Annotated in this window: 20 protein-coding genes; 13 read left to right on the forward strand and 7 right to left on the reverse strand. The window is 64.7% G+C overall.

Translation table 11 applies throughout. The features are described from left to right. The first annotated feature begins 41 nt into the window (after nt 1-41). The 5 genes from Q0030_RS22675 (at nt 42) to Q0030_RS22695 (ending at nt 5,837) form a co-directional block, all read left to right on the forward strand. On the forward strand, nt 42-2,624 hold the full coding sequence (locus Q0030_RS22675) for a UvrD-helicase domain-containing protein (protein ID WP_298371865.1): 2,583 nt from the start codon (nt 42-44) through the stop codon (nt 2,622-2,624). An 89-nt stretch (nt 2,625-2,713) separates the two neighbouring features. Further along, entirely contained in the window at nt 2,714-3,127 is a 414-nt protein-coding gene (locus Q0030_RS22680; RefSeq protein ID WP_229166772.1) for a hypothetical protein, read from the forward strand. Beyond that, nucleotides 3,124-3,816, forward strand: coding sequence for an OmpA family protein (locus Q0030_RS22685; protein ID WP_298371867.1), 693 nt, complete (start codon nt 3,124-3,126; stop codon nt 3,814-3,816). Before Q0030_RS22680 ends, Q0030_RS22685 begins: the two co-directional genes overlap by 4 nt. A 339-nt stretch (nt 3,817-4,155) precedes the next feature. Further along, on the forward strand, nt 4,156-5,079 hold the full coding sequence (locus tag Q0030_RS22690) for an ABC transporter ATP-binding protein (RefSeq protein WP_298371869.1): 924 nt from the start codon (nt 4,156-4,158) through the stop codon (nt 5,077-5,079). Then, nucleotides 5,076-5,837: an ABC transporter permease gene (locus Q0030_RS22695; protein WP_097674556.1), complete on the forward strand. Its 762-nt coding sequence runs from the start codon at nt 5,076-5,078 to the stop codon at nt 5,835-5,837. Before Q0030_RS22690 ends, Q0030_RS22695 begins: the two co-directional genes overlap by 4 nt. Before the next feature lie 113 nt (nt 5,838-5,950). Here the strand turns inward: Q0030_RS22695 and Q0030_RS22700 are convergent, their stop codons facing one another. Further along, entirely contained in the window at nt 5,951-6,280 is a 330-nt protein-coding gene (locus Q0030_RS22700; RefSeq protein ID WP_298371871.1) for a hypothetical protein, read from the reverse strand. A 296-nt stretch (nt 6,281-6,576) separates the two neighbouring features. Here Q0030_RS22700 and Q0030_RS22705 point away from each other — a divergent pair, with 296 nt between their 5' ends. Continuing rightward, a complete protein-coding gene (locus Q0030_RS22705; RefSeq protein WP_298371873.1) occupies nt 6,577-7,374 on the forward strand; it encodes a L,D-transpeptidase in 798 nt (265 codons plus the stop codon). Between the two features lie 261 nt (nt 7,375-7,635). Further along, entirely contained in the window at nt 7,636-8,484 is an 849-nt protein-coding gene (locus Q0030_RS22710) for an alpha/beta hydrolase (protein ID WP_298371875.1), read from the forward strand. A gap of 50 nt (nt 8,485-8,534) precedes the next feature. On the opposite strand, the gene Q0030_RS22715 is transcribed toward Q0030_RS22710, so the two are convergent. Then, nucleotides 8,535-9,092 carry a DUF308 domain-containing protein gene (locus tag Q0030_RS22715; protein WP_298371877.1) on the reverse strand — a complete coding sequence of 186 codons (558 nt, stop codon included), beginning with the start codon at nt 9,090-9,092 and terminating at the stop codon, nt 8,535-8,537. A gap of 137 nt (nt 9,093-9,229) precedes the next feature. Here Q0030_RS22715 and Q0030_RS22720 point away from each other — a divergent pair, with 137 nt between their 5' ends. Then, entirely contained in the window at nt 9,230-9,817 is a 588-nt protein-coding gene (locus Q0030_RS22720) for a TetR/AcrR family transcriptional regulator (protein WP_298371879.1), read from the forward strand. 118 nt (nt 9,818-9,935) lie between these two features. Here the strand turns inward: Q0030_RS22720 and Q0030_RS22725 are convergent, their stop codons facing one another. Then, nucleotides 9,936-12,200, reverse strand: a complete 2,265-nt coding sequence (locus tag Q0030_RS22725; RefSeq protein ID WP_298371881.1) for a fused MFS/spermidine synthase — start codon at nt 12,198-12,200, stop codon at nt 9,936-9,938. A gap of 178 nt (nt 12,201-12,378) precedes the next feature. On the opposite strand from Q0030_RS22725, the gene Q0030_RS22730 reads away from it, so the two are divergent. After that, nucleotides 12,379-13,980, forward strand: coding sequence for an NAD(P)/FAD-dependent oxidoreductase (locus tag Q0030_RS22730; protein WP_298371883.1), 1,602 nt, complete (start codon nt 12,379-12,381; stop codon nt 13,978-13,980). Between the two features lie 273 nt (nt 13,981-14,253). On the opposite strand, the gene Q0030_RS22735 is transcribed toward Q0030_RS22730, so the two are convergent. Further along, on the reverse strand, nt 14,254-14,418 hold the full coding sequence (locus Q0030_RS22735; RefSeq protein WP_229169912.1) for a Flp family type IVb pilin: 165 nt from the start codon (nt 14,416-14,418) through the stop codon (nt 14,254-14,256). A gap of 170 nt (nt 14,419-14,588) precedes the next feature. Between Q0030_RS22735 and Q0030_RS22740 the strand changes: the two genes are divergently transcribed. Both Q0030_RS22740 and Q0030_RS22745 read left to right on the forward strand, forming a co-directional pair. Then, the gene (locus tag Q0030_RS22740; RefSeq protein WP_298371885.1) at nt 14,589-15,473 is read left to right on the forward strand and encodes a 50S ribosomal protein L11 methyltransferase; all 885 of its coding nucleotides are present in this window, start codon (nt 14,589-14,591) and stop codon (nt 15,471-15,473) included. 1 nt (nt 15,474) lies between these two features. Next, nucleotides 15,475-15,981 (forward strand): hypothetical protein, encoded by a 507-nt coding sequence (locus Q0030_RS22745; protein ID WP_298371887.1) that lies wholly within the window; start codon nt 15,475-15,477, stop codon nt 15,979-15,981. Nucleotides 15,982-15,999: 18 nt separating this feature from the next. Here Q0030_RS22745 and Q0030_RS22750 read toward each other — a convergent pair whose 3' ends face one another. Next, nucleotides 16,000-16,185 (reverse strand): hypothetical protein, encoded by a 186-nt coding sequence (locus tag Q0030_RS22750; RefSeq protein ID WP_298371889.1) that lies wholly within the window; start codon nt 16,183-16,185, stop codon nt 16,000-16,002. Nucleotides 16,186-16,372: 187 nt separating this feature from the next. Here Q0030_RS22750 and Q0030_RS22755 point away from each other — a divergent pair, with 187 nt between their 5' ends. Both Q0030_RS22755 and Q0030_RS22760 read left to right on the forward strand, forming a co-directional pair. Further along, a complete protein-coding gene (locus Q0030_RS22755) occupies nt 16,373-18,202 on the forward strand; it encodes an aminopeptidase P family protein (protein WP_298371891.1) in 1,830 nt (609 codons plus the stop codon). 293 nt (nt 18,203-18,495) lie between these two features. Continuing rightward, nucleotides 18,496-19,788 carry a multidrug effflux MFS transporter gene (locus Q0030_RS22760; protein ID WP_298371893.1) on the forward strand — a complete coding sequence of 431 codons (1,293 nt, stop codon included), beginning with the start codon at nt 18,496-18,498 and terminating at the stop codon, nt 19,786-19,788. 140 nt (nt 19,789-19,928) lie between these two features. On the opposite strand, the gene ligA is transcribed toward Q0030_RS22760, so the two are convergent. Next, the gene (ligA, locus tag Q0030_RS22765) at nt 19,929-22,082 is read right to left on the reverse strand and encodes an NAD-dependent DNA ligase LigA (protein WP_298371894.1); all 2,154 of its coding nucleotides are present in this window, start codon (nt 22,080-22,082) and stop codon (nt 19,929-19,931) included. An 8-nt stretch (nt 22,083-22,090) separates the two neighbouring features. Next, complete coding sequence (gene recN, locus Q0030_RS22770; protein ID WP_298371896.1) at nt 22,091-23,761, reverse strand: DNA repair protein RecN; 1,671 nt, start codon at nt 23,759-23,761, stop codon at nt 22,091-22,093. Between the last annotated feature and the right edge of the window lie 9 nt (nt 23,762-23,770).

A 23,770-nucleotide genomic window follows, 5' to 3' on the forward strand; every position in this document is an offset into this window, starting at 1 on the left:
ACCGTCCCACGGTGCCATCGTGGGGCCGAGACGATTCGCCAATGACCGAGCCGAGCAAACTGCCCCATCACGGCGTTCCCGAGCACCAGCCGGTGGCTGGCGGCATCGCTGCGCGTGCGCGGGCTGCGGCGGGCGCTCCGCAATATCTCAACGGCCTCAATCCGGAGCAGCGCGAGGCGGTCGAGACGCTCGACGGCCCCGTGCTGGTGCTTGCCGGCGCCGGCACCGGCAAGACCCGGGTGCTCACCACGCGCATCGCGCATATCCTGAGCCAGGGCCGCGCGCGGCCGCAGGAAATCCTGTCGGTGACCTTCACCAACAAGGCGGCGCGCGAGATGAAGCTGCGGCTCGGCCAGATGCTGGGCCAGGCGGTCGAGGGCATGCCGTGGCTCGGCACTTTCCACTCGATCGGCGGCCGCATCCTGCGCATCCATGCCGAGTTGGTGCAGCTCAAATCCAACTTTACGGTGCTCGACGTCGACGACCAGGTGCGGCTGCTGAAGCAACTGCTGCAGGCCGAGAACATCGACGACAAGCGCTGGCCGGCACGGATGCTGGCCGGCCTGATCGACAGCTGGAAGAACCGCGGGCTGTCGCCGTCGCAGGTGCCTGCGGGCGAAGCCGCCTCGTTCGGCAACGGCAAGGGCGGCAAGATCTACGCGACCTATCAGGAGCGGCTGAAGATCCTCAACGCGGCCGATTTCGGCGACCTCCTGCTCGAGAACATCAGGCTGTTCCGCGAAAATCCTGACGTGCTGCGGCAGTACCAGAACCGCTTCAAGTTCATCCTGGTCGACGAATATCAGGACACCAACGTCGCGCAGTATCTGTGGCTGCGGCTGCTGTCGCAGGCGCCGTCGCGGCCGGGGCGATCGCTCGCGGATGTCATTCCGGGCGACATCACCTCTCCCGTCATTCCGGGACGCCTCGACGAGGCGAACCCGGAATCTCGAGATAGTGAGGACTCATCTCGAGATTCCGGGTCTGCGCCTGCGGCGCATCCCGGAATGACGGAGAATGCGGCCCCACTGAAAAACATCTGCTGCGTCGGCGACGACGACCAGTCGATCTATGGCTGGCGCGGCGCCGAGGTCGACAACATCCTGCGCTTCGACCACGATTTTCCCGGCGCCAAGGTCATCCGTCTCGAGCGCAATTACCGCTCCACCGGCCACATCCTGGCCGCGGCCTCGCATCTGATCGCGCACAATGAGGGCCGGCTCGGCAAGACACTGCGCACCGAGGATGTCGACGGCGAGAAGGTCACCGTCACTGGCTCCTGGGATTCGGAAGAGGAAGCGCGCGCGATCGGCGAAGAGCTCGAGGAGCTGCAGCGCTCAGGTGAAAACCTCAACAACGTCGCCATCCTGGTCCGTGCCTCGTTCCAGATGCGCGAGTTCGAAGACCGCTTCGTCACGCTCGGCCTGCCCTACCGCGTGATCGGCGGTCCGCGATTCTATGAGCGCGCCGAGATCCGCGATGCGCTGGCATACTTGCGCACCATCAATTCGCCGGCCGACGATCTCGCTTTCGAGCGCATCGTCAACGTGCCCAAGCGGGGGCTCGGCGATGCCACCGTGCAGCTGCTGCACGACCATGCCCGCAAGCGCCGCATTCCGCTGTTCGAGGCGGCGCGCGCCGTGGTCGAGACCGACGAGCTGAAGCCGAAGGCGCGCGGATCGTTGCGCGATCTGGTCATGCATTTCGACCGCTGGCGCACCCAGCGCGAGGTCACCTCGCATACCGAGCTCGCCGAGATCGTGCTTGACGAGAGCGGCTACACCGAGATGTGGCAGAAGGACCGCTCGGCGGACGCCGCGGGCCGGCTGGACAACCTCAAGGAACTGGTGCGTTCGATGGAGGAATTCGAGAACCTGCAAGGGTTTCTCGAACATATCTCGCTGGTGATGGACCGCGACGGCGAGGCCGGCGACGAAGCCGTGTCGCTGATGACGCTGCATTCGGCCAAGGGCCTCGAATTCGACAACGTGTTCCTGCCGGGCTGGGAGGAAGGCCTGTTTCCGAGCCAGCGCACGCTGGACGAACAGGGCCGCGCCGGGCTCGAGGAGGAGCGCCGCCTCGCCCATGTCGGGCTGACCCGCGCCCGCCGCCGCGCAAAAATCTATTTCGCCACCAACCGCCGCATCCATGGCACCTGGTCGACCACGATCCCGTCGCGCTTCCTCGACGAGCTGCCGGCGCACAATGTCGAGATCACCGAATCCAAGGGCGGATCGGGCTGGGGCGGCAGCGGCGGCTATGGCGCCTCACGCTTCGACAACCTCGAATCATTCGGCTCGAGCTATTCGACCCCGGGCTGGCAGCGCGCCCAGGCCAACCGCAACCGCGGCGGCGGGGGGCGTAGCGGCGGCGGCTTCGAGGAGCGGCAGTCGTCGTTTTCCTCCGATAGCTTCAGCCGCAGCAAGCGCGGCCCCATGGTGATCGAGGGCGAGCTGGTGGCGAAGTCCACGGGCACGACGTCGGAATTTTCGCTTGATGACCGGGTGTTTCACCAGAAATTCGGCTACGGCCATGTGGTGAAGATCGACGGCAACAAGCTGACCATCGCCTTCGAAAAGGCCGGCGAGAAGAAGGTGGTCGACAGCTTTGTGGAACGGGCGTGACATAGCGGCCTTGCTTGGCGGCTTTCCTTGGCGGCCTTCTCTGTTCGTAGCCCTTGACCATTGCTGATTTCACGGGTTGAGATGGCCCCATGGTCCGGGGTGGGTTTTTTCTTTTTGTCATCGCGCTCACTGCGCCGTCGCTGGCGGTCGCAGAGACGATCAGCTTTGGCGATTCCGCAGCGCAGCTCGCCAAGGCCTGCGGCGCCGACATCACCGCCAACTGCCGCGGCGTCAATCTCGACTCCAACCGCCTCAAGGAATGCCTGTCGCGCAACCGCGACGTGATATCGCCGCAGTGCAAGGAGAGCTATTTCTCCACCCTCGATGCGATTCAGAAGCGGATCGCGGCGCGCGTGACCGTTGCCAACGTATGCACCCGCGAGATCGTCAAGGTCTGCGGCGGCTCGACCAAGGAGACCAGCAAATCGGTGCCCTGCCTCGTCGGCGCCAAGGGCCTCAGCCGCAATTGCGCCCAGGCGATCAATGACGCGGGGTATCAATGATGCGCCTGACGACGCGAGGCTTGCGCGATCTTGGCCTTTTGGGCGTGCTTGGCACGCTGGTCTTGCTGGCGATGCCGCTTGCGCCAGCTCAGGCGCAAACCGCCATCACGCGCGACGACGTCATCGCCAAGCTGAATCACTACGAAACGGACGCAACGATCGACGTCCCCGCATTGCGCCAGCAAGTGCTCGAACGATCGCGGTCGCGATCGAAGAACGAGCCGCCGCCGCAAAAGCGCCCGCCGATCGCCCCCGACCTGACCAACCTGCCGACATTCAACGCCGACATCCAATTCGACGTCGACACGCCGATCGTGCTGCCGGACTCCTACCAGTCCGTCGGGCGCATCGCCGATGCGCTGACGCACTCTTCGCTGCTGCCGTACACGTTCCTGATCGTCGGCCACATCGAATCGACCGGACGGCGCGAGAACAACGTGCTGCTGAGCCAGCGCCGCGCCGACGCAATCCGCGACATCCTGGTCAACACCTTCAAGATCACGGCGAAGCGCCTGCAGTCGGTCGGGCTTGGCGAAGAGCAATTGCTCGACCCCGCCCGCCCCAACGCGCCGGTCAACAACCAGGTGCAGATCATGCTGGTCGGCAAGGTCGCCGATACCGCGCCGCCCGCGCACCCCGCCCCGGCGGCGGCCGCCAAGAAGCCGGCGAAACCGGCGAAGCGGCACTGATTGGATTGAATAGCGGGGCGTCGGAACCGCGTCCCCTCCCGCCCGTATGCGATGGCCCCGGAGCGAAGGGCGCCTCCACGACTTCGGAATACTAGAAGTAGTACCGCTGATTTGCCCGACTGGTCAAATTGCAATGCCCGCCGCCAGCCGCCGGCTCCTTTGCATGGGGTTGTTTTTGATATTTAGGCAGTGCGCCCCTAAGGCGCGCCGCAGAATAAATTTCTCCCTCGCCGACCGATTGCAGAACGGACCGTGCGTTCATATCTGGGCTGAACCCGCATCACGCCCCCGCCCGGGCTCCAATCCGCGCGCGCCCTTCCCTCACGCTGCCGATCCTCCATGTCGCCGATCATTTCCGTATCCAATCTTTCAAAGACCTATGGCTCCGGTTTCAAGGCGCTGAAGGGCATCAATCTCGATATCGTCAAGGGCGAGATCTTCGCGCTGCTTGGGCCGAACGGCGCCGGCAAGACCACGCTGATCAGCATCATCTGCGGCATCGCCAATCCAAGCGAGGGCCGCGTTTCGATCGGCGGACACGACATCATCGCCGATTATCGCGCGGCGCGGTCGATGATCGGGCTGGTTCCGCAGGAACTGCACACCGATGCCTTCGAGACGGTCTGGGCGACGGTCAGTTTCAGCCGCGGCCTGTTCGGCAAGCCGAAGAACCCCGACCATATCGAGAAGGTGCTCAAGGACCTGTCGCTGTGGGACAAGAAGGACAACAAGATCATCACGCTGTCCGGCGGCATGAAGCGCCGCGTGATGATCGCCAAGGCGCTGTCGCACGAGCCGCAGATCCTGTTCCTCGACGAGCCCACCGCCGGCGTCGACGTCGAATTGCGCAAGGGGATGTGGGAAGTGGTCCGCACACTGCAGGCCTCCGGCGTCACCATCATCCTGACCACGCATTACATCGAGGAAGCCGAGGAGATGGCCGACCGCATCGGCGTCATCAACAAGGGTGAGATCATCCTGATCGAGGACAAGGCGACCTTGATGCAGAAGCTCGGCAAGAAGGAGCTGACGCTGCAATTGCAGAACAAGCTCGATGCCATTCCGGCTGCGCTCGCCGCCTACAATCTCGAATTGTCCGACGACGGGCACGCGGTGACCTACGACTACGACACCAAGGGCGATCGCACCGGCATCACCAGCCTGCTCAACGATCTGCGCAATGCCGGCGTCCGGATCTCCGATCTCGATACCAGGCAGAGCTCCCTCGAAGACATCTTCGTCAGCCTCGTGAGGGCGCCATGAACTACCGCGCAATCCGGGCGATTTACCTGTTCGAAATGGCGCGCACCTGGCGCACGCTGCTGCAGAGCATCGTCTCGCCCGTGGTCTCGACCTCGCTGTATTTCGTGGTGTTCGGCGCCGCGATCGGCTCGCGCATCACCGAGGTCGAGGGCGTCAGCTACGGCACCTTCATCGTGCCGGGCCTCGTGATGCTGTCGGTGCTGACCCAGAGCATCTCGAACGCCTCGTTCGGCATCTACTTCCCGAAATTCGCCGGCACGATCTACGAGATCCTGTCGGCGCCGATCTCCTATTTCGAGATCGTCATCGGCTATGTCGGCGCGGCCGCCACCAAGTCGATCATCCTCGGCCTGATCATCCTGGCAACCGCGGGACTTTTCGTACCTCTGCATATCCAGCATCCGGTGTGGATGCTGACCTTCCTGGTGCTGACGGCCGTCACCTTCAGCCTGTTCGGCTTCATCATCGGCATCTGGGCCGACGGCTTCGAGAAGCTGCAGATGATCCCGATGCTGGTGGTGACGCCGCTCACCTTCCTCGGCGGCAGCTTCTACTCAGTGAACATGCTGCCGTCGGGCTGGCGCACGCTCACGCTGTTCAATCCGGTGGTCTATCTGATCTCCGGCTTCCGCTGGAGCTTCTACGAGATCGCCGATGTTAGCGTCGGGCTCAGCCTCGGCATGACCGCGGGTTTCCTGATCGCGTGCATGGTGATCGTGGCCTGGATCTTCCGGACCGGCTACCGGCTGAAGAATTGACGTCGGTCACGTAGCCCGGATGAAGCGCAGCGCAATCCGGGACAGCCTCGCAATTTGGCAGGACCGGCCCCGGATTTCGCTTCGCTCCATCCGGGCTACAGGTTCTTCCCCAATCAGTAGCAATGAAAATGCCCGTGGCGGTAATAGCCGCGGCAACGGTGGCCACGGCGGTAGCCGCGATCCGGGATACCGAACACGCCCTTGACCGCGCCCATGGCGCCGCCGACGCCAGCACCGACGGCTCCGCCAACCACACCGCCCACCGGACCGGCGACCCGGTTGCCCTCATGGGCGCCTTCATGCGCCCCGCGGACGATGCCCTGGGCACGGCCGGCATGGGGGACAGTCACCAGCGCCAAAGCGAGGGCTGCGGCCGCAAGCAGGAGCCGCGCCGAGAGGCCGGCTGGGACGACGGCCGCGGTCTTAACCTTGGTGTTGTTCATCTTGGTTCCTTGGTGCGCGGCGCGAATGCGCCGCCGGGGCGGGATTGCGCCGCCGGGGCGGGATTGTGAAACGCCCATGCGGCCAAATGGTTGCGTAGCGGGCCGTTGTCGCGGCCTGCTCGCGAAAATGTCAGTCCGCCGTGACAGGAGAGCCCGGCTTCGGCCTTGTTTGCGCCGCGTGCGGGATTAACGATGCACGAGATCCGCGACTGGAACCAAATTCGGATTCCGTGCATATTGGTTGCGGGGACGGAGAGCTGCTACTGCGATCGGGCCTGGAGGCCAAAGGTAAAAAAATGCGTTCGTTCCTCATTGCATTCACTTCCGTGATGCTTTTCACGGCCGGCGCCGCGCAGGCCAAGGTCGATATCACCATCGACAAGGACAACCAGCAGATGACCGTCGCGGTCGACGGCGTCGCGCGCTATCACTGGCCGGTCTCGAGCGGCATCCCCTCGCGCGAAACCCCGAACGGCACCTTCCGCGCCTTCCGTATGGAAGAGGATCACTACTCCAAGGAATTCGACGACGCGCCGATGCCGCACTCGATCTTCTTCACCAAGATCGGGCACGCGATCCACGGCACCGACTCGGTGAGCCGCCTCGGCACGCCAGCCTCGCATGGCTGCGTGCGGCTGTCGCGCGACAACGCATCGACGCTCTACGCCCTGGTCCAGAAGGAAGGCGTGCTCAACACCACGGTGACGCTGACCGGTTCGGCGCAGGTCGCGCTGGCACGCAATCCGCGTGGGCGCAACGGCACCGCCGTCGCCCGCCGCGTGCCGCAGCAGGACGAGCAGTATGGCACCGCCGCCGCCGGCGACCCGGTCGTCCTGACGCCGCAGCCGCGTGAATATCCGGCGGCGCAGGCCCGCGTCGACGATGGCTACATCTATCCGGCCGACGGCAGCTCGACCGCGCAACGCTACCCGGCGCCGCCGTCAAGCCGCCGCGTCTACGACGCGCAGGCCTATGGCCAGCAACAATACTACGGCAACCAGGGCTACGCGGCGGCGCCGCAAGGCACCTATCAGCCGCGATCGTACTACCAGCAGCAGCAGCGCGGCTTCTACGGCAACAACTATCAGGACTGAGACGCGCAATCTCCTGATCCACTGACGGCGCCACAGCACTCGCGCCGTCAGCTCACAGCCCCCTCACCCGCTTGTGACCGTCGCAAATGGCCCGCGACGTCGTGCGCCGTGGCCCGTCGTCGCGCTGTCATCTGATTGTAAAATTACCCCGATATTCGGCGGCAAGAGCGCCCGCCTGGCCCCTGGAGGCCGATTCACGCGGAATGCCCGATGAAACCAGGGCGAGAAGCGCGGGTCGCGTAGTCAATATCAGAGGTCGACATGAAACGGGGCATCATTGTCCTTTGCCTGTGCATCGTGGCGATGGCCGGCTATTTCACGACGGACAGGTGGGCCATCCGTCACACGACGCTGACGTTCCACGACGTCCTGCGCGACGACCGCAACGTCACGGTCGAGGTCGCGGTCCGGCGCGACCGGCAAATGCAGGCGATGGCCGAGATGATCGAGCTGCCGGTCGCGATCCTGAGCCACGGCAACACCGTCAGGAACACCGAGTACTCGTTCCTCACCAATGTGTTCGCGTCACGCGGCTACCTCGTGGTCAGCATCCAGCATGATCTCGACAGCGATGCACCGATGGTGACCAAGGTCGGCGAGGAATATGTCGGCCGCCGCATGCAATACAATCGCGGCGCCTTCAACATCATGTACGCGATCGACGAGCTGAAGAAACTCTATCCGAACGCAAACTTTCGCGCGCTGACCTTGATCGGCCACTCCAACGGAGGCGACATCTCGATGTTCTTCGCCAAGCAGCATCCTGACCTCGTCAAGAAGGTCGTGACGCTGGACAATCTGCGCGTCCCCTTCATCACCGACAGCAAAATCAAGATCCTGTCGTTCCGCTCCAGAGATCCGGTGTTCAAGGCCGATCCGGGCGTCGTGCCTGACGACGAGACCTGCGCGAGACTCGGCATCAAGGTGGTCAGAACCGAATTCCAGCACAACGACCTCAGCGACCGCGGCCCCGACAGCGCGAAATCGTCGATCCAGGCGGGCGTGGAGCAATTCCTCGACGAGGACGCCGGCGAGAGCGCGCGGACGATGCCCCTGCTCGCTGCTTCGGCGTCCACGTCTGCGAACGCAACGCCGGCAGAGAAGAAATAGCTTCTCAAAGTGACGTGGAGCTGGCGCGCTCCAGCGCGACCACACAGCACCTATGCGTGCGCGCTACGCCAGGCCAGGGCGGCGAGCCAGATTGCGGACAGCATGAAGTAAAACGCACCGAACCCCGCATAGGGAGCGACGTCGAGGATAGTCGGCGCAACGGTGCCGATGGATCGGCTGATCATGTAACCGCCGGCGAGGGCCGACTGCGCGCCACTCAGGATCATTGCCCATTGCGCACCATACTGACGCCAGCGCCCCACGCCCGTGTACAGTTGCAGCAGACCCGAAAGGATCGCCCAAACCCCGAACACGGCAAGGACGGCATAGGTGCTGTGGCTGACCGCCGCAAACACGGCGAGCGCAGTTACCGTGCTGACCACGACATTCAATGCCTGGGATGGGCTGGCCTTCAGGCCGCCGTTGACCCGGGCGTCAGCCAGATTGGCGAGGGCGTCCCATGCTGGATAGATCACGAGCAAAAACGCGGCGGCGCCGGGTTGCCCGCTGAACAGGACAGCGGCGGCAACCCAGGCGATCGAGAATATGCCGCGCCCGAGATAATAGGACCGCAGCCAGGCGGATTGGGTCGAAGGGTGGCTTTGCATTAACAGGCTCCTCGTTTACCTTCCTACTAGTAGGGAGGCTGCTCTTTTAAGTCAATCCGATGCCCGGACACCTTCTTGTGTGGGACGGAAGAGCTGGACTAGGTTGACAACTTACCTACTGGAAGGTAGGCGCCGGTATGGGATCAATGAGTTCGACATCGGAAAAAATCCTCGACGTCGCGCAGTCTCTCATCGTCGCAGGAGGCTACAACGCGTTCAGCTACGCCGACATCTCGGATGCGATCGGCATCAGGAAGGCGAGCATTCACCATCACTTCCCGACAAAGGCCGAACTGGTCTCGGTGCTGGTGGATCGCTACAGGCGACAGGCGGAACTGGGCCTGAGGTCTCTCCAGGAGCAATTCGCGAGCCCGGCCGAACAACTGCAGTCTTATCTGAACTTCTGGCAGACGTGCATTCGGGATGCCTCGCTGCCCTTCTGCGTCTGCGCGATGCTTGCCGGCGAGATGCCGATGTTGCCCGAAGAGGTCGCATCGCGCGTCCGGGCCCATTTCCATGGTCTCGCGACATGGCTTGCGTCGGTGCTGAAGGCCGGTGCAGAGCAGCACCTGTTCCGGTTGGACAATCGGCCGGAAGACGAGGCGCAAATGCTGATGGCGTCGGTTCACGGAGCTATGCTCTCTGCGCGGGCTTTCAACGACCCCGAACTGTTCACCGCGATCGTCAGCTCCCAGATCGCGAAGCTGCTGGTAGCCGACCGCTAGAGCGTTTTCGAGCGAAGTGGCTACCGGTTCGCGTGAAGAAAACGCGTCAAACAAGAATCTAGAGCTTCGGTTCAGATTCAATCAGAACCGAAATGCTCTAGAGCAAGACCGCTCGACCCTACTGCTCGCCATCGCGCAGGCGCCGGTAGACCGCCCCCAGCACGTTCGAATAGTCGTCGGTCCAGACCCGCTGCTTCTCGTTAGCATCGGTCTCGGTCCAGACATCAGACGATGCGAGCTTGCCGACATCGGCGTCTTCGCGCGCGGAGACCACGACCGAGGTCGGGAAGATGTACTCGTTGTCGCGCCCGGAATCCTCGCTGTAGACCCAGCTCTTCATGTCGTTGGCATCGGCGATGCCGACCACGACGCTGGCAAGTTCGAGATGGCGGTTGGAGACGTGCATCACGACCGCGCCCTGCGGCGCCAGCTTCTCCTTGTAGATCGCCATCGCCTCCTCGGTCGCGAGATGGATCGGGATCGCGTCCGACGAATAGGCGTCGACGATGATGAGATCGTAGACGCCATCCGGCTCCTTGGCGAAGGTCAGCCGCGCGTCGCCGATCACGGGCTTCAGATTCGGCTCGCAGCTCTGGATGTAGGTGAAGTATTTTGGATCGCGCGCGGTATCGACCATCGACTGGTCGATCTCGAAGAAACGCCAGTCCTCGCCGGGCGCCGAGGCGCAGGTCAACGTCCCTGAGCCGAGCCCGATGACAGCCACTTTCAGCGGCGCGCCCTTGCGCGCGCGCATTGCGGTAATCGCCTGCCCGATGCCGCCGTCCTTGTGATAGTAGCTGATCGGCTCCGGCTTTCCGGTGACCGGCGTGCCGTCGTCGTTCTTGAACTTCTCGGCGCCGTGGATCGTGGTGCCGTGCATCAGCACGTGATACTGCCCGTTCGGCGTCACCACGATCTTGTGCACGCCGAAGAAGCTGCGCACGGTTTCGACGCGGCCATCGTCGGATGGATAGGCGCGCAGCACCACCAGCGCGACGGCGACGGTGGCGAAGATCTTCCAGCGATTGGCGTTCAGTGCGAGTGCGAGCAGCGCCGAGAGCACGCCGACTGCGCCGATCATCCACACCCGGTGGTCGTCGAACCAGTTGAAAATGTCGCCGGCCGAGTAGCTCGGCGCGATCAGCGCCACCGCCAGCACCGCAAGGAACGGCCAGTACCAGGCGCTCCAGCGCGGCAGCCGCTCTGCGCCGCCGGGCGGACGGCACAACGCCGCGAGCGCCAGCAGGATCGGATATTCGGCGATCCATGAGAAGGTGAACGGCGCGATCAGCCCCGCGAACAGGCCGCCGACCATGCCGCCGAACGACAGCGCGACATAAAAGCCGGTGAGATATTTCGCGGCCGGGCGGGTGCGCGCGAGCTCGCCATGGCAGGCCATCGCGATGATGAAGAAGCAGAGCTGATGGCCGCCGAGCGTGAGCAGCAGGTTCTGCTCGCCGCCGACCGCGAGCAGGATCACGACGCCGGCAATCGCCAGCGGCTGCGCCAGCAGCATCCATTTGTGCGGCAGCAGCGGCCGCGACTGGAACACCAGCACCCAGGTCAGCAGATACAGCGACAGCGGCAGCACCCAAAGCAGGGGAGCGGCCGCGACGTCGGTCGAGATATGCGCCGTCACGGCGATCAGCAGGCCGGACGGCACGGCAGCCAGGAAGATCCAGCGCGCCCGCCGCGACCAGGACGGCGCCGGCGCATCGGCATCATCGACTTGCGTGTCCAGCGCGGCGGCATAGGCCGGCGAACGCAACAGCAGCACGCCGCAGCCTGCAATCAGGATGATCAGCAGGCCATAGCCGCCGGTCCAGATCAGGTTCTGGGTGCGCAATGTGAACATCGGCTCGAGCAGCACGGGATAGGACAGCAGCGCCAGGAAGCTGCCGATGTTCGAGGATGCATAGAGAAAATACGGGTCGGGGCCGTTGGGGTGGCCGGTGCGCACGAACCAGGCCTGCAGCAGCGGATTGTTGGCGGCGAGCGCGAAGAACGGCAGGCCGATCGAGACCGCGAACAGGCCGAGCAGCCAGACCGCATAGCCCGAAGTCGGCGGCTCGCCCCAGCCGCTTTTGATCGAGAGCGGCAATGTCAGCAGCGCGACGACGAGCAGCACCAGATGCACCACGATCGGCACAATGCGGCTGTTCAGCTTCATCAGGAGATGCGCATAGGCATAGCCGCCGAGCAGCAGCGACTGGAAAAACACCATCGCCACCGACCACACCGCCGGCGAGCCGCCGAGCCGCGGCAACACCATCTTGGTGAACAGCGGCTGCACCGAGAACAGCAGCAGCGCACTGACGAAGATCGCCGCGGTATAGACAACCAGCACCAGCCGGTTTCGCGAGGCGGACGGCTCAGATGTCATGAAAGCTCCGGCATGGACCCGGCGGGCGCCGGAGGCGGACGGTCCGGCGGCACCGACCGGAGGATTTGAATTGATCATACGGCAGTATCACGGACAAGAAACCGCGGTCACGCGGACTTGACGACGCGGCGCTGCGGCGCCACAGCACGTGCTCTAATCACTGCTTGTTGAAGCGGACATGAACGAAACAGACGTCGTCATCATCGGTGCGGGGCACAACGGCCTGACCTGCGCGGCCTATCTCGCGATGGCCGGGCTCAAGGTCAGGGTCGTGGAACGCCGCAAGGTGGTCGGCGGCGCCGCCGTCACCGAAGAGTTCTGTCCGGGCTTCCGCAATTCGGTCGCCGCCTACACAGTCAGCCTGCTCAACCCGCAGATCATCTCCGACCTGAAACTTGCCGATCACGGCCTCAGGATCGTCGAACGCCGCGCGCAGAACTTCCTGCCCGCACCCGACGGCAGTTATCTGCTGACCGGCGAAGGCCGCACCCAGCAGTCGGTGGCGAAACTCAGCCAGCGGGACGCGGCCACAATCGGCGTGTTCTCGGGGGAACTCGAAGCCATCGCCGACGTGCTGCGCCAATTGGTGCTGCGCGCGCCGCCGAACGTCGTCGAGGGCTTCGGCCTCGGCGCGATGAGTGAAGCCTTCAACGCGCTCGGCACCGCCAACATCCTGCGGCGGCTGTCGCTCGAGCAGCAGCGCAATTTGCTCGACCTGTTCACCCGCTCGGCCGGCGAGATGCTCGACGAGCGTTTCGAGAACGACCTCGTCAAGGCGCTGTTCGGCTTCGACGCCATCGTCGGCAACTATGCCAGCCCCTACGCGGCCGGCTCGGCCTATGTGATGCTGCACCATGCATTCGGCGAGGTGAACGGCAAGAAGGGTGTCTGGGGCCACGCGATCGGCGGCATGGGCGCGATCACCCAGGCGATGGCGCGCGCCGCGCGCAGCCATGGTGTCAAGATCGAGACCGATGCTGGTGTCCGCGAGGTGATCGTCGACAAGGATCGCGCCATTGGCGTCATCCTCGACAATGGCGAGACGGTGCGCGCCAAGTACGTGGTCTCGAACGTCAACCCGAAGCTGCTCTACACACGCCTGGTGCCGGAGGGTGCGCTGGCAAGCGAATTCCGCACGCGCATCTCGCGATGGCAGAACGGCTCCGGCACGTTCAGGATGAATGTGGCGCTCGATACCCTGCCCTCGTTCACCGCGCTGCCCGGCCCCGGCGATCACCTCACAGCCGGCATCATCATCGCGCCTGGTCTCGGCTACATGGATCGCGCCTGGCGCGATGCACGCGAATTCGGCTGGAGCCGCGCGCCCGTCGTCGAGGTGCTGATCCCCTCGACACTCGACGACAGTTTGAGCCCGCCGGGCCAGCATGTCGCGAGCCTGTTCTGCCAACACGTCGCGCCGCAATTGCCGGACGGCAAATCATGGGACGACCATCGCGAGGAGGTCGCCGACCTCATGATCGCAACCGTCGATAACTACGCCCCCGGCTTCGCGGGCAGTGTGGTCGGCCGCCATATCCTGTCGCCGCTCGACCTCGAGCGGCAGTTCGGCCTGCTCGGTGGCGACATCTTTCACGGCGCGCTGACGCTGAACCAGCTGTTCTCGGCGCGTCCCATGCTCGGCCATGCCGATTACCGCGGACCGCTCCGGGGTCTCTACCATTGCGGTTCCGGCGCCCATCCCGGCGGTGGGGTCACCGGCGCCCCCGGCCACAACGCCGCGCGGGCCGTGCTCGCCGACCATCGCGCGCTGTTCGCATAGGGCGGACGGCGCATCGGGCGCGCCGATCGCGTGGCAAGCTGTGGACAGATCTGTTGAGAGGCTGTGGGTCGGCTGTAGTCAGACCTGGTGTCCCCTAGCGGGACAATCGGTGAGTATCCCGGTGGACTGCCTGTGGAACTGAGGCCGACAACCCCGGGACGACGCGCTGGATGTCTTGTGGACAGGCTACGCGAGGCTCTGTGGACAACCTGTCAAAAAAGAAAACACCGGGCCTCATTGCCCGGTGCTTGCTCGAGAACGCCGTCTGCGAAATTACTTGAGCGAGCTGGCGACCGTGTTGAACGTCCCGCTCAAGTTCGTGCCGACGCCATTTACCGCAGCGATGATGGCGATGGCGATACCGGTCGCAATCAGTCCATATTCGATGGCGGTCGCGCCGGATTCATTCTGCAAAAATCTAACGAAAAGAGTCTTCATTGCAGCCTTGCCCTTAGTTGTGATGCCCTGGAACAGGGGAGTTCCCGGTTCCGGAACTGGTACTACTACGGTGAAATCTAAAGTTGCCTGAATCGGGAACCTATCAATTCTCGCGATATTCGATTGAATCCGGCTTGAAATTTTAACAAAAACCGCGCTACCGGCCTCCGATGACCCCGTCCACACACCGCGCCAGCATCACCCTGCCAGACGAACCGACCGCAAAACGCGTGGTCGACACGCTTTCCGAGCTGTATTTCGAGGATCAGGCGGCCTTTGCCGCCTTCGAGCGGCCGGATGGCCGCTGGGACGTCACCGTCCATTTTGCGGAGCCGCCGGACCAAACCTTGCTGCGCGAGATGGTCGGACAGGCTGTGCGGCCCGATGTCGCATCAACTTTGGTCTTTGACACCGTCGAGGCGAAGGACTGGGTCAAAGCCAGCCTGGAAGATTTGGTCCCGGTCGCAGCCGGCCGGTTTATCGTCCACGGCCAGCATGACCGGCACAAGATACCGCCGAACAAGCTCGGGATCGAGATCGAGGCGGCGCTCGCCTTCGGCACCGGCCATCACGGCACCACGCGCGGCTGCCTGCTGCTGCTCGACCACGTGCTGAAGGCCTATCAGCCTCGCCGGGTGCTCGATCTCGGCACTGGGACCGGCGTGCTGGGGATCGCCGCCGCCAAGGCTCAGCATCGCAAGGTGCTGGCGAGCGACATCGACCCGCCGTCGGTGCGGGTCGCCGATGAGAACGCCCGGCTGAACGGGGCAGGACATCTGGTGGATGTGATCCGTGCCACCGGCTTTGCGTCGCCGCGGTTTGCCGAGGACGGGCCGTTCGATCTGGTGCTCGCCAACATCCTCGCCAATCCACTGCGCCAGCTGGCGGGACCGATGGCACGACACCTCGCTTCGTCGGCGCAGGTCATCCTCTCGGGCTTGCTGACGCATCAGGCGCCGGCGGTCATTGCCGCCTATCGCGCCCGCGGGCTGGTGCCGCTGCGGCATCTGAGGATCGAGGGCTGGAGCAGCCTGCTGCTGCGCTCGGTCAGGTGAAATGACCGCGACCGGCAGACAGTGCGGCGACTGCACGCTCTGCTGCAAGGTGATGGCGATCGAGCAGCTGGCGAAGCCGGCCAACGCGTGGTGTGCGCATTGCAGGCCGGGGCGCGGCTGCCGGATCTATCCGAGCCGGCCGGCAGAGTGCCGCGCGTTCAGCTGCGTCTGGCTGGTCAACGAATTGCTGGAGGAGCACTGGAAGCCCTCTCGATCGAAGCTCGTCCTGACCACGTCGGACGACGGCCTCGAGGTCAGATGCGATCCGGGCTTCCCCGACGCCTGGCGCAGGGAGCCGTTTCGCAACGAGCTCAGGGAGTGGGCGATATCCGGCGAGACGCTCGACATGACCGTCGTCGTCATCGTTGGCCAACGCATGACGCTGCTGACGCCCGAGCGCGAATTCGATCTGGGTATCGTCGGCCCTGATGAGCGGATCGTGCGCGAGCTCGAAGGCACCAAAGTCGTCAATGTGACCGTGGCGAAGGCATCCGACCTTGCGCAGTAAGCGGAATCTGCGGGTTGGTTATTTCGGCGCTAGGGAATCGCGGGCAGGCGTCTCGACCTTGTCCTGACCGGCTGCGCGCCTGGCCCGCGCCTCGACCAAACGGTCGAGCATCTGCACGATGACGCCACGTTGCTTCTGTTCGATCGGAGGGATCGGGCCGCGGGGGACCGGCGGCGAGATCTTCTCAAACGTGAATGCAGGCATCGTGCTTCTCCTCACCGTTGAGTTGAGACACTCCTGGACACTCCCCGTACGCTTGACCGGCGATGGTGGACATCGTCCGGTCACTTCCACTATGCCATGATTCAAGCATAAGTTATGCCAAAAATGTGGTCATGCCTCAGCGCGTTGGCGCGAAGATCATGCTGCATCGGAAGAGAGTGCAAAGGCGATGTTCGAAGCCCATTTCCAGACGTTCGAAGAGCCCGAAGGCGGCGTGGCGCTGACTGCCCGCTTAAGCGCACTGCGTGAGGAACTGGCGCGGCGCAAGCTGACCGGCTTTGTGGTTCCGCGCGCCGATCAGCAGCAGAATGAGTATGTTGCGGCGTCCGAGGAGCGGCTTGCCTGGCTGACCGGCTTCACCGGATCGGCTGGACTTGCGATCGTGCTGAGCAAGGAAGCCGCCCTGTTCGTCGACGGGCGCTATACGTTGCAGGCCGGCAAGCAGGTCGACGCTAAGGCCTGGCAGGTCGAGCCGCTGGTCGAGCCGCCGCCGGAGCACTGGCTGACCCGGCATCTGGCAGCAGGCGACCGCCTAGGATTTGACCCGTGGCTGCACACTTCCGCGGCAGCCGAACGGCTGGCGGCGGCCTGCGCCAAGGCCGGCGCCGAGCTGGTCGCCGTCGACGGCAACCCGGTCGATACGGTCTGGCACGAACGGCCGGCTCCGCCGCTCGGCCCGGTCGCGATCCACGGCATGCAGTTTTCCGGCGAGATCGAGGCCGAGAAGCTGAAGCGCATCCGGCTCGAGATCAACAAGCTCGGCGTCGATGCGCTGGTGCTCTCGGACAGCCACGCGGTGGCCTGGACCTTCAACATCCGTGGCGCCGATGTCTCGCACACGCCGCTGCCGCTGTCCTACGCGCTGGTGCCGAAGGAAGGCCGGCCGCTGGTATTCATCGATCACCGCAAGCTGTCCAACGCGACGCGCGACCATCTCGAGCAGTCCGCCGATGTCGAGGAGCCGGCGGCGCTGACGCCAAAACTGACCGAGCTCGCCAAACGCGGCGCCTCGATCGCACTCGACAGCGCGACCGCGGCCGACGCGCTGAGCCGCCTGATCACCGGCGCCGGCGGCAAGCCGGTGCGCGGCAGCGATCCGGTCAGCCTGCTGAAGGCGGTCAAGAACCTCACCGAGATCGACGGCACGCGGACGGCGCATCAGCGCGACGCGGTGGCGCTGACGCGCTTCCTCGCCTGGATCGACCGCGAGGCACCCTCGGGCCACCTCACCGAGATCGACACCGTCGAGGCTTTGGAAACCTTCCGCCGCCAGACCGGCGCGCTAAAGGACGTCTCGTTCCCGACCATCGCCGGCACCGGGCCGAACGGCGCCATCGTGCATTATCGCGTGACGCGCAAGAGCAACCGCCGCATCGCGCCCGGCGATCTCCTGCTGATCGATTCCGGCGCCCAGTATGAGGACGGCACCACCGACGTCACCCGCACCATCGCGATCGGCAAGCCGACCGACGAGATGCGCGACCGCTTCACCCGCGTGCTGCGCGGCCATATCGCGATCGCCCGCGCGATCTTCCCCGACGGTACCACCGGCGCGCAGCTCGACAGCTTCGCGCGGCAACATCTCTGGCAGGCCGGGATCGACTTCGAGCATGGCACCGGCCACGGCGTCGGTAGCTATCTCAGCGTCCACGAAGGGCCGGCGCGGATCTCGAAGCTCGGCACCACGCCGCTGAAGCGCGGCATGATCCTGTCCAACGAGCCCGGCTACTACAAGACCGACGCCTACGGCATAAGGATCGAGAACCTCGAGCTAGTGATCGGCACCGACATTGCCGGCGCCGAGAAGCCGGTCAACGCATTCGAGACCCTGACCCTGGCGCCGATCGATCGCCGCCTGATCGAGGTCAGCATGCTGAGCGAAGGCGAATTGAGCTGGCTCAACGACTACCACGCCCGCGTCGCCCGCGTGGTGCGTCCGCACCTCGACGACAACGCGACGAAGCTGTGGCTCGACGAGGCGACGGCGGCGCTGAAGTAGCAGCGTCGAGTTTAGCGCTCCCCGCTCCTCACACTCGGTGTCATCCCCCGCGAAAGCGGGGGATCCAGTACGCCGCGGCCTATCCGTTAAGCAATGACCGCCTCTGGAATACTGGGTCCCCCGCTTTCGCGGAGGACGACAGCGGAATTTGTGGCTGACGGCACCTGTGCTTGTTGCGCGAGACGAAACATCACCGCTGCGTCTCCTGAAATCGCATGGGCGTATGCCGAAACACCCGTATTCCGCGCGAACGGGCACGCTACAGTCGTTCGACAATGCTGGATCGGACCTGAATGCACGGCGTGATGGGCAAGCCGCCCGGCGCGGCCCAAGGCAACACTGAAGACAACAACATCGCGACATCGAAGGTCATGCTGCTGATGCTCGTCGTGATGACGGGCGTCGCGCCGATCTCGCTCTACATGCTGGTTCCGGCGCTGCCCGTACTGGCGACCACGTTCGGCCGCGACATCGGAATCGCGCAGATGACCGTGTCGCTCTACATGGTCGGCATCGCGCTCTCGCAGCTGATCATGGGGCCGCTGTCCGACAAGTTCGGCCGCCGGCCGGTGCTGCTCGCGGGTCTCGGCCTGATGGTGGTGGCCGGCATCGGCTCTGACTTCGCCGAGACCCTGCCGCAGCTGATCGCGGCGCGCTTCTTCCAGGCGCTTGGCGGCGCCAGCGGCATGGTGATCAGCCGCGCCATCATCCGCGATCTCTATCCGCGCGAGCGGGTCGGCGCCATGATCAGCCTCGTCGTTGCCGCGCTAATGATCGCACAGATGGTGAGCCCGCTCACCGGCGGTCTTTTGGAGACCACATTCGGCTGGCGCGCGATCCTCTATCTCATCACCGCGGCGTCGCTGGTCACCACGATCTTCATCACGCTGGCGCTGCCCGAAACCCGCCGCGACCGCGCCGACAGCTCCAGCTTTCGCGGCGACCTGGGCAAGTTGATGCGAAGCCGCGCCTTCGTCGGCTATCTGCTGTGCCAGGTGCTGGCCTCACAGATCATCTTCGCCTTCGCCGGCGGCGGTCCCTATATCGTGGTGACCCAGATGGGCCGCAGCAGCGCCGAGTACGGCGCGTGGTTCGCGATGACGGGGTTCGGCTACTTCATCGGCAATCTGCTCTGCGTCCGCTTCGCACCGCGGCACTCGCTGGAGAAGCTGATCTGGTTCGGCCTCGCGCTGCAGGTCGGCGGCAGTCTCTTGAACCTGATCTGGAGTTTCGCCGGGCTGAACCAGGCGCCGCTCTGGCTGTTCGGCACCCAGATGATCGTGATGGTCGCCAATGCCTTCGTGATGGCGAATTCCGCCGCCGGCGCCATCAGCATCCGCCCCGAGGCCGCCGGCACCGCCTCGGGCGCCATGGGCTTCCTGCAGCAGGGCATCGGTTCGCTGGTCTCGCAGTTCGGCGCCTATCTCGGCGGCCACTCCACCACCACGCTGCCGCTGACATCGGCCCTCTTCGCGATCTCGCTCGCCTGCGCCTGCACCATGATCTTCGTGGTGCCGCGGCGGAACGTGGTGGTGAGCGAAGAGCTGATCGCGCAGGCCGAGGAGGATGAGCAGGGGATGATGTGAGGCGTGCGCCTCACCCGCAACTCGTCATCCTCCGCACCTTGCCGTCATTGCGAGCGAAGCGAAGCAATCCATGCTTCGGCGTATGCGGAGCGATGGATTGCTTCGTCGCTATCGCTCCTCGCAATGACGGAGGAAGCGTCTCACTCCTCGATCAGCTTCAGCCACTCGTCTTCGGTCAGCACCGCAACGCCGAGCTCGCGCGCCTTGGTCAGCTTCGAGCCTGCTTCTTCGCCTGCGACAACGTAATCCGTCTTTTTTGAAACCGAGCCCGCGACCTTGGCGCCGAGCCGCTCGGCCATCGCCTTGGCTTCGTCGCGGGTGAATTTCGTCAGCGACCCCGTGAACACCACGGTCTTGTCCGAGACCGGCGAGCTCTTGCGCGGCTGCTCGGCGGGCTTCACCTCGATCTGGTGCAACAATTCACCGAGCGCCTTGACGTTGCGCGGCTCGGCAAAGAACTCGACCACCGCATCCGCGACGATCTCGCCGATGCCATCGATATCGTTGAGGTCATGATAGGCCTCGGTGGTGTTCTCTTCGTCCGCGCTGCCCTTGGCGGCGGCCAGCATCGCCTCACGGAAATTCTCGATCGTGTGGTAGTGCCGCGCGAGCAGCTTGGCATTACCTTCGCCGACATGGCGAATGCCGAGCGCAAAGATCAACCGGTGCAGGTCGATGTTGCGGCGAGCATCGATCGCGTCGAACAGGTTGCGTACCGAGGTTTCGCCGTAGCCTTCGCGCTCCAGCAATTTGCTGGTCGAGCGTTGGTCCCGCTCGCGAAGCGTGAAGATATCGACCGGCGACTTCACCAGTCCGTCCTCGTAGAATTCCTGGATCTGCTTTTCGCCGAGACCATCGATATCGAAGGCAAGGCGCGACACGAAATGCTTCAGCCGCTCGACCGCCTGCGCCGGACAGATCAACGCGCCGGTGCAGCGGCGCACCGCCTCACCCTCCTCGCGAATCGCGTGACTGCCGCACACCGGGCAGGTGTCCGGAAACTTGTACGGCTTCGCGCTCTTGGGCCGCTTGTCCAGAACGACGCTGACGACCTGGGGGATGACGTCGCCGGCGCGCTGCACCACGACGGTGTCGTCGACGCGGAGATCGACGCCATCCCGGATCGGATTTCCATCGTTGCCGATGCCCTTGATGTAGTCCTCGTTGTGCAGGGTCGCGTTCGAAACCACGACGCCGCCGACCGTCACCGGTTCGAGCCGCGCGACCGGCGTCATCGCTCCGGTGCGCCCCACCTGGATGTCGATACCCTTGAGAACCGTCGTAGCCTGCTCGGCCGCGAATTTGTGTGCGATGGCCCAGCGCGGGCTGCGCGACACGAAGCCGAGCCGCTCCTGCCAGTCAAGGCGGTCGACCTTGTAGACCACGCCGTCAATGTCGTATCCGAGCGAGGCCCGCTCCTCGCCGATCTTGTTGTAGAACTTCAGGACGTCATCGACGCTCTTGCAGAGCGTGATCAGCGGATTGACCACAAAGCCTGCTTTGTCCATCCACTCCAGCATGCCGTGCTGGGTGTCGGCGGGCGGCTCGCTCATCTCGCCCCATGTATAGGCGAAGAATTTCAGCGGTCGTGACGCGGTGATCGAGACGTCCTTCTGACGCAGCGAACCCGCCGCCGAATTGCGCGGATTGGCAAACACCGTGTCGTCGGCCGCGGCCTGCTTCTTGTTCAGCTCAAGGAAGTCCTTCTTGAGCATATAGACTTCGCCGCGCATTTCGCAGGCTGCCGGAACGTTGCGTCCCTTCAGGGTGTGCGGAATGTCCTTGATGGTACGGACGTTGGCGGTGACATCCTCGCCGGTGAAGCCGTCGCCACGGGTCGCGGCGCGGACCAGTTCGCCATCTTCGTAGCGCAGCGAAAGCGACAGGCCGTCGATCTTCGGCTCGGCGACCAGCGCCAGAATATGATCGGCATCCAGTTTGAGAAAGCGCCTGATCCGTTCGACGAATTCGGTGACGTCCTCGTCGCTGAACGCATTGCCGAGCGACAGCATCGGAACGACATGCTGCACCTTGGCAAAGCCGCGGGCCGGCGCAGCGCCGACCGTCTGCGTCGGTGAGTCCCTGGTGACGAGATCGGGAAACCTGGCCTCGATTGCCTCCAGGCGCTGCCGCAAAGCGTCGTAGGCCGCGTCGGATACGGTCGGCGCGTCCTTCTGATAGTAGCGCTCGTTGTGCGCCTCGATCTCGAGTGAAAGCCGCATATGCTCGACCTTGGCCTGGGCCTTGGTGAGCTTATCGACGTCGACCAGCGCTTTCTTCGCCTTGGTGGCCATGGGCGCGACTAGCTCGCCGCCCGCAGCAGCCGCTCCGCCGCTGCCCTCGCCTCCGCGGTGATCTCGGCGCCGGCCAGCATACGCGCGATCTCTTCGCGGCGATGGTCGGCGGCGAGCGCGTTGACGCGGGTGGCGACCCGCTTGCCCTTGTCGAGCGCATCCTTGGAGATCAGAAGATGCTGGCTGGCGCGGGCTGCGACCTGCGGCGCATGCGTCACCGCCATCACCTGCACCTTGCCGGCGAGACGTGCCAGCCGCGAGCCGATCGCATCCGCCACCGCGCCGCCGACGCCGGTGTCGATTTCGTCGAATACCAAAGTCGGCGCCGAGCCGCGATCCGCCAGCACGACCTTCAGCGCCAGCAGGAAGCGCGACAGCTCTCCGCCGGAGGCGACCTTCATCATCGGCCCGGGCTTGGTCCCCGGATTGGTCTGGACCCAGAACTCGACGCGGTCGATGCCCTGCGGCCCCGGCGCGGCGGCATTGGCCTCGACCTGGGTCATGAATTTCGCGCGCTCGAGCTTCAGCGGCGCGAGCTCGGCGTTGACGGCCTTGTTGAGCTTCTCGGCCGCCTTGGTGCGTGCCGCCGACAGCTTTGCCGCCGCGGCAGCATAGCGCTTGTCGGCCTCGGCGGCCGCCGCTTCCAGCTTCTTCAACTGGTCGGCGCCGGCATCGATCAGCGCGACATCACCAGCATATTGCGCAGCCAGTGCGGCCAGCAGATCGACCGGCGTCGAATATTTGCGTGAGGCAGCGCGCAGCGCGAACAACCGCTCCTCGATCCGTTCGAGCTCGGCCGGATCGAAATCGGTCGCCGCCAGTGCCGCGTGGAGATGCTGGTCAGCCTCTTCCAGCGCATTGATCGCGATATCGATCGCCTTGACCGCCGGCTCGATCAGGCTGGGCGCATTGGCGGCGCGCCGCTCCAGCCGCCGCACCGCGGCCGACAGGGCCGACACCGGCGAATGCGAGCCGCCGATCGCCTCCTGCGCCTCGCGCAGATCGGTCGCGACCTTCTCGCCCTGCATCATGGTGGTGCGGCGGTTGGCGAGCTCGGTCTCCTCGCCCTCCTTCGGCGCCAGCGTCTTCAGCTCCTGGGAGGCATGGCGCAAATAGTCGGCCTCGCGCGCGGCGCGCTCCATGCCGGCGCGATGCGCGTCGAGGTCGGCGTTGGCGGTCCGCCTGATATCCCACAGCGCCTCCAGCGCCGCGACGTCCTTCTCGTGCCCGGCGAAGGCATCGAGCAGCTGGCGGTGGGTGGAGGCATCGACCAAAGCACGCTCGTCGTGCTGGCCGTGGATCTCGACCAGTGCCGCGCCAACCGCCTTCAGGGTCTGCACGCTGATCGCCTGGTCGTTGATGAAGGCGCGGGTGCGGCCGTCGGCGAGTTGCACGCGGCGCAGGATCATCTCGCCGGTGTCGTCGAGGCCGTTCTCGGCGAGGATTTTTGCGGCCGGATGACCCTTCGGGACATCGAACGTGGCGGTGACCTGGCCCTGCTCGGCGCCATGGCGCACCAGCCCGGCATCGCCGCGGCCGCCGAGCGCCAGCGCAAAGGCATCAAGCAGGATGGATTTGCCGGCACCGGTTTCGCCGGTCAGCACCGCCAGGCCACGGGAAAATTCGATATCGAGCCGTTCGATCAGGACGATGTCACGGATCGACAGACGGGCCAGCATGCGAGGACA

This window comes from uncultured Bradyrhizobium sp., assembly GCF_947648125.1.
Lineage (GTDB): Bacteria > Pseudomonadota > Alphaproteobacteria > Rhizobiales > Xanthobacteraceae > Bradyrhizobium.

Excerpts from the sequence above, each read along its gene's own strand:
- Q0030_RS22715 (WP_298371877.1), bottom strand. The coding sequence starts at position 9,092 with ATGCAAAGCCACCCTTCGACCCAATCCGCCTGGCTGCGGTCCTATTAT.
- Q0030_RS22695 (WP_097674556.1), top strand. The coding sequence starts at position 5,076 with ATGAACTACCGCGCAATCCGGGCGATTTACCTGTTCGAAATGGCGCGC.
- Q0030_RS22685 (WP_298371867.1), top strand. The coding sequence starts at position 3,124 with ATGATGCGCCTGACGACGCGAGGCTTGCGCGATCTTGGCCTTTTGGGC.
- ligA (WP_298371894.1), bottom strand. The coding sequence starts at position 22,082 with ATGGCCACCAAGGCGAAGAAAGCGCTGGTCGACGTCGATAAGCTCACC.
- Q0030_RS22700 (WP_298371871.1), bottom strand. The coding sequence starts at position 6,280 with ATGAACAACACCAAGGTTAAGACCGCGGCCGTCGTCCCAGCCGGCCTC.
- Q0030_RS22680 (WP_229166772.1), top strand. The coding sequence starts at position 2,714 with ATGGTCCGGGGTGGGTTTTTTCTTTTTGTCATCGCGCTCACTGCGCCG.
- Q0030_RS22750 (WP_298371889.1), bottom strand. The coding sequence starts at position 16,185 with ATGCCTGCATTCACGTTTGAGAAGATCTCGCCGCCGGTCCCCCGCGGC.
- Q0030_RS22720 (WP_298371879.1), top strand. The coding sequence starts at position 9,230 with ATGGGATCAATGAGTTCGACATCGGAAAAAATCCTCGACGTCGCGCAG.
- Q0030_RS22690 (WP_298371869.1), top strand. The coding sequence starts at position 4,156 with ATGTCGCCGATCATTTCCGTATCCAATCTTTCAAAGACCTATGGCTCC.
- Q0030_RS22675 (WP_298371865.1), top strand. The coding sequence starts at position 42 with ATGACCGAGCCGAGCAAACTGCCCCATCACGGCGTTCCCGAGCACCAG.
- Q0030_RS22735 (WP_229169912.1), bottom strand. The coding sequence starts at position 14,418 with ATGAAGACTCTTTTCGTTAGATTTTTGCAGAATGAATCCGGCGCGACC.
- Q0030_RS22705 (WP_298371873.1), top strand. The coding sequence starts at position 6,577 with ATGCGTTCGTTCCTCATTGCATTCACTTCCGTGATGCTTTTCACGGCC.
- Q0030_RS22760 (WP_298371893.1), top strand. The coding sequence starts at position 18,496 with ATGCACGGCGTGATGGGCAAGCCGCCCGGCGCGGCCCAAGGCAACACT.
- Q0030_RS22755 (WP_298371891.1), top strand. The coding sequence starts at position 16,373 with ATGTTCGAAGCCCATTTCCAGACGTTCGAAGAGCCCGAAGGCGGCGTG.
- recN (WP_298371896.1), bottom strand. The coding sequence starts at position 23,761 with ATGCTGGCCCGTCTGTCGATCCGTGACATCGTCCTGATCGAACGGCTC.
- Q0030_RS22725 (WP_298371881.1), bottom strand. The coding sequence starts at position 12,200 with ATGACATCTGAGCCGTCCGCCTCGCGAAACCGGCTGGTGCTGGTTGTC.
- Q0030_RS22710 (WP_298371875.1), top strand. The coding sequence starts at position 7,636 with ATGAAACGGGGCATCATTGTCCTTTGCCTGTGCATCGTGGCGATGGCC.
- Q0030_RS22745 (WP_298371887.1), top strand. The coding sequence starts at position 15,475 with ATGACCGCGACCGGCAGACAGTGCGGCGACTGCACGCTCTGCTGCAAG.
- Q0030_RS22730 (WP_298371883.1), top strand. The coding sequence starts at position 12,379 with ATGAACGAAACAGACGTCGTCATCATCGGTGCGGGGCACAACGGCCTG.
- Q0030_RS22740 (WP_298371885.1), top strand. The coding sequence starts at position 14,589 with ATGACCCCGTCCACACACCGCGCCAGCATCACCCTGCCAGACGAACCG.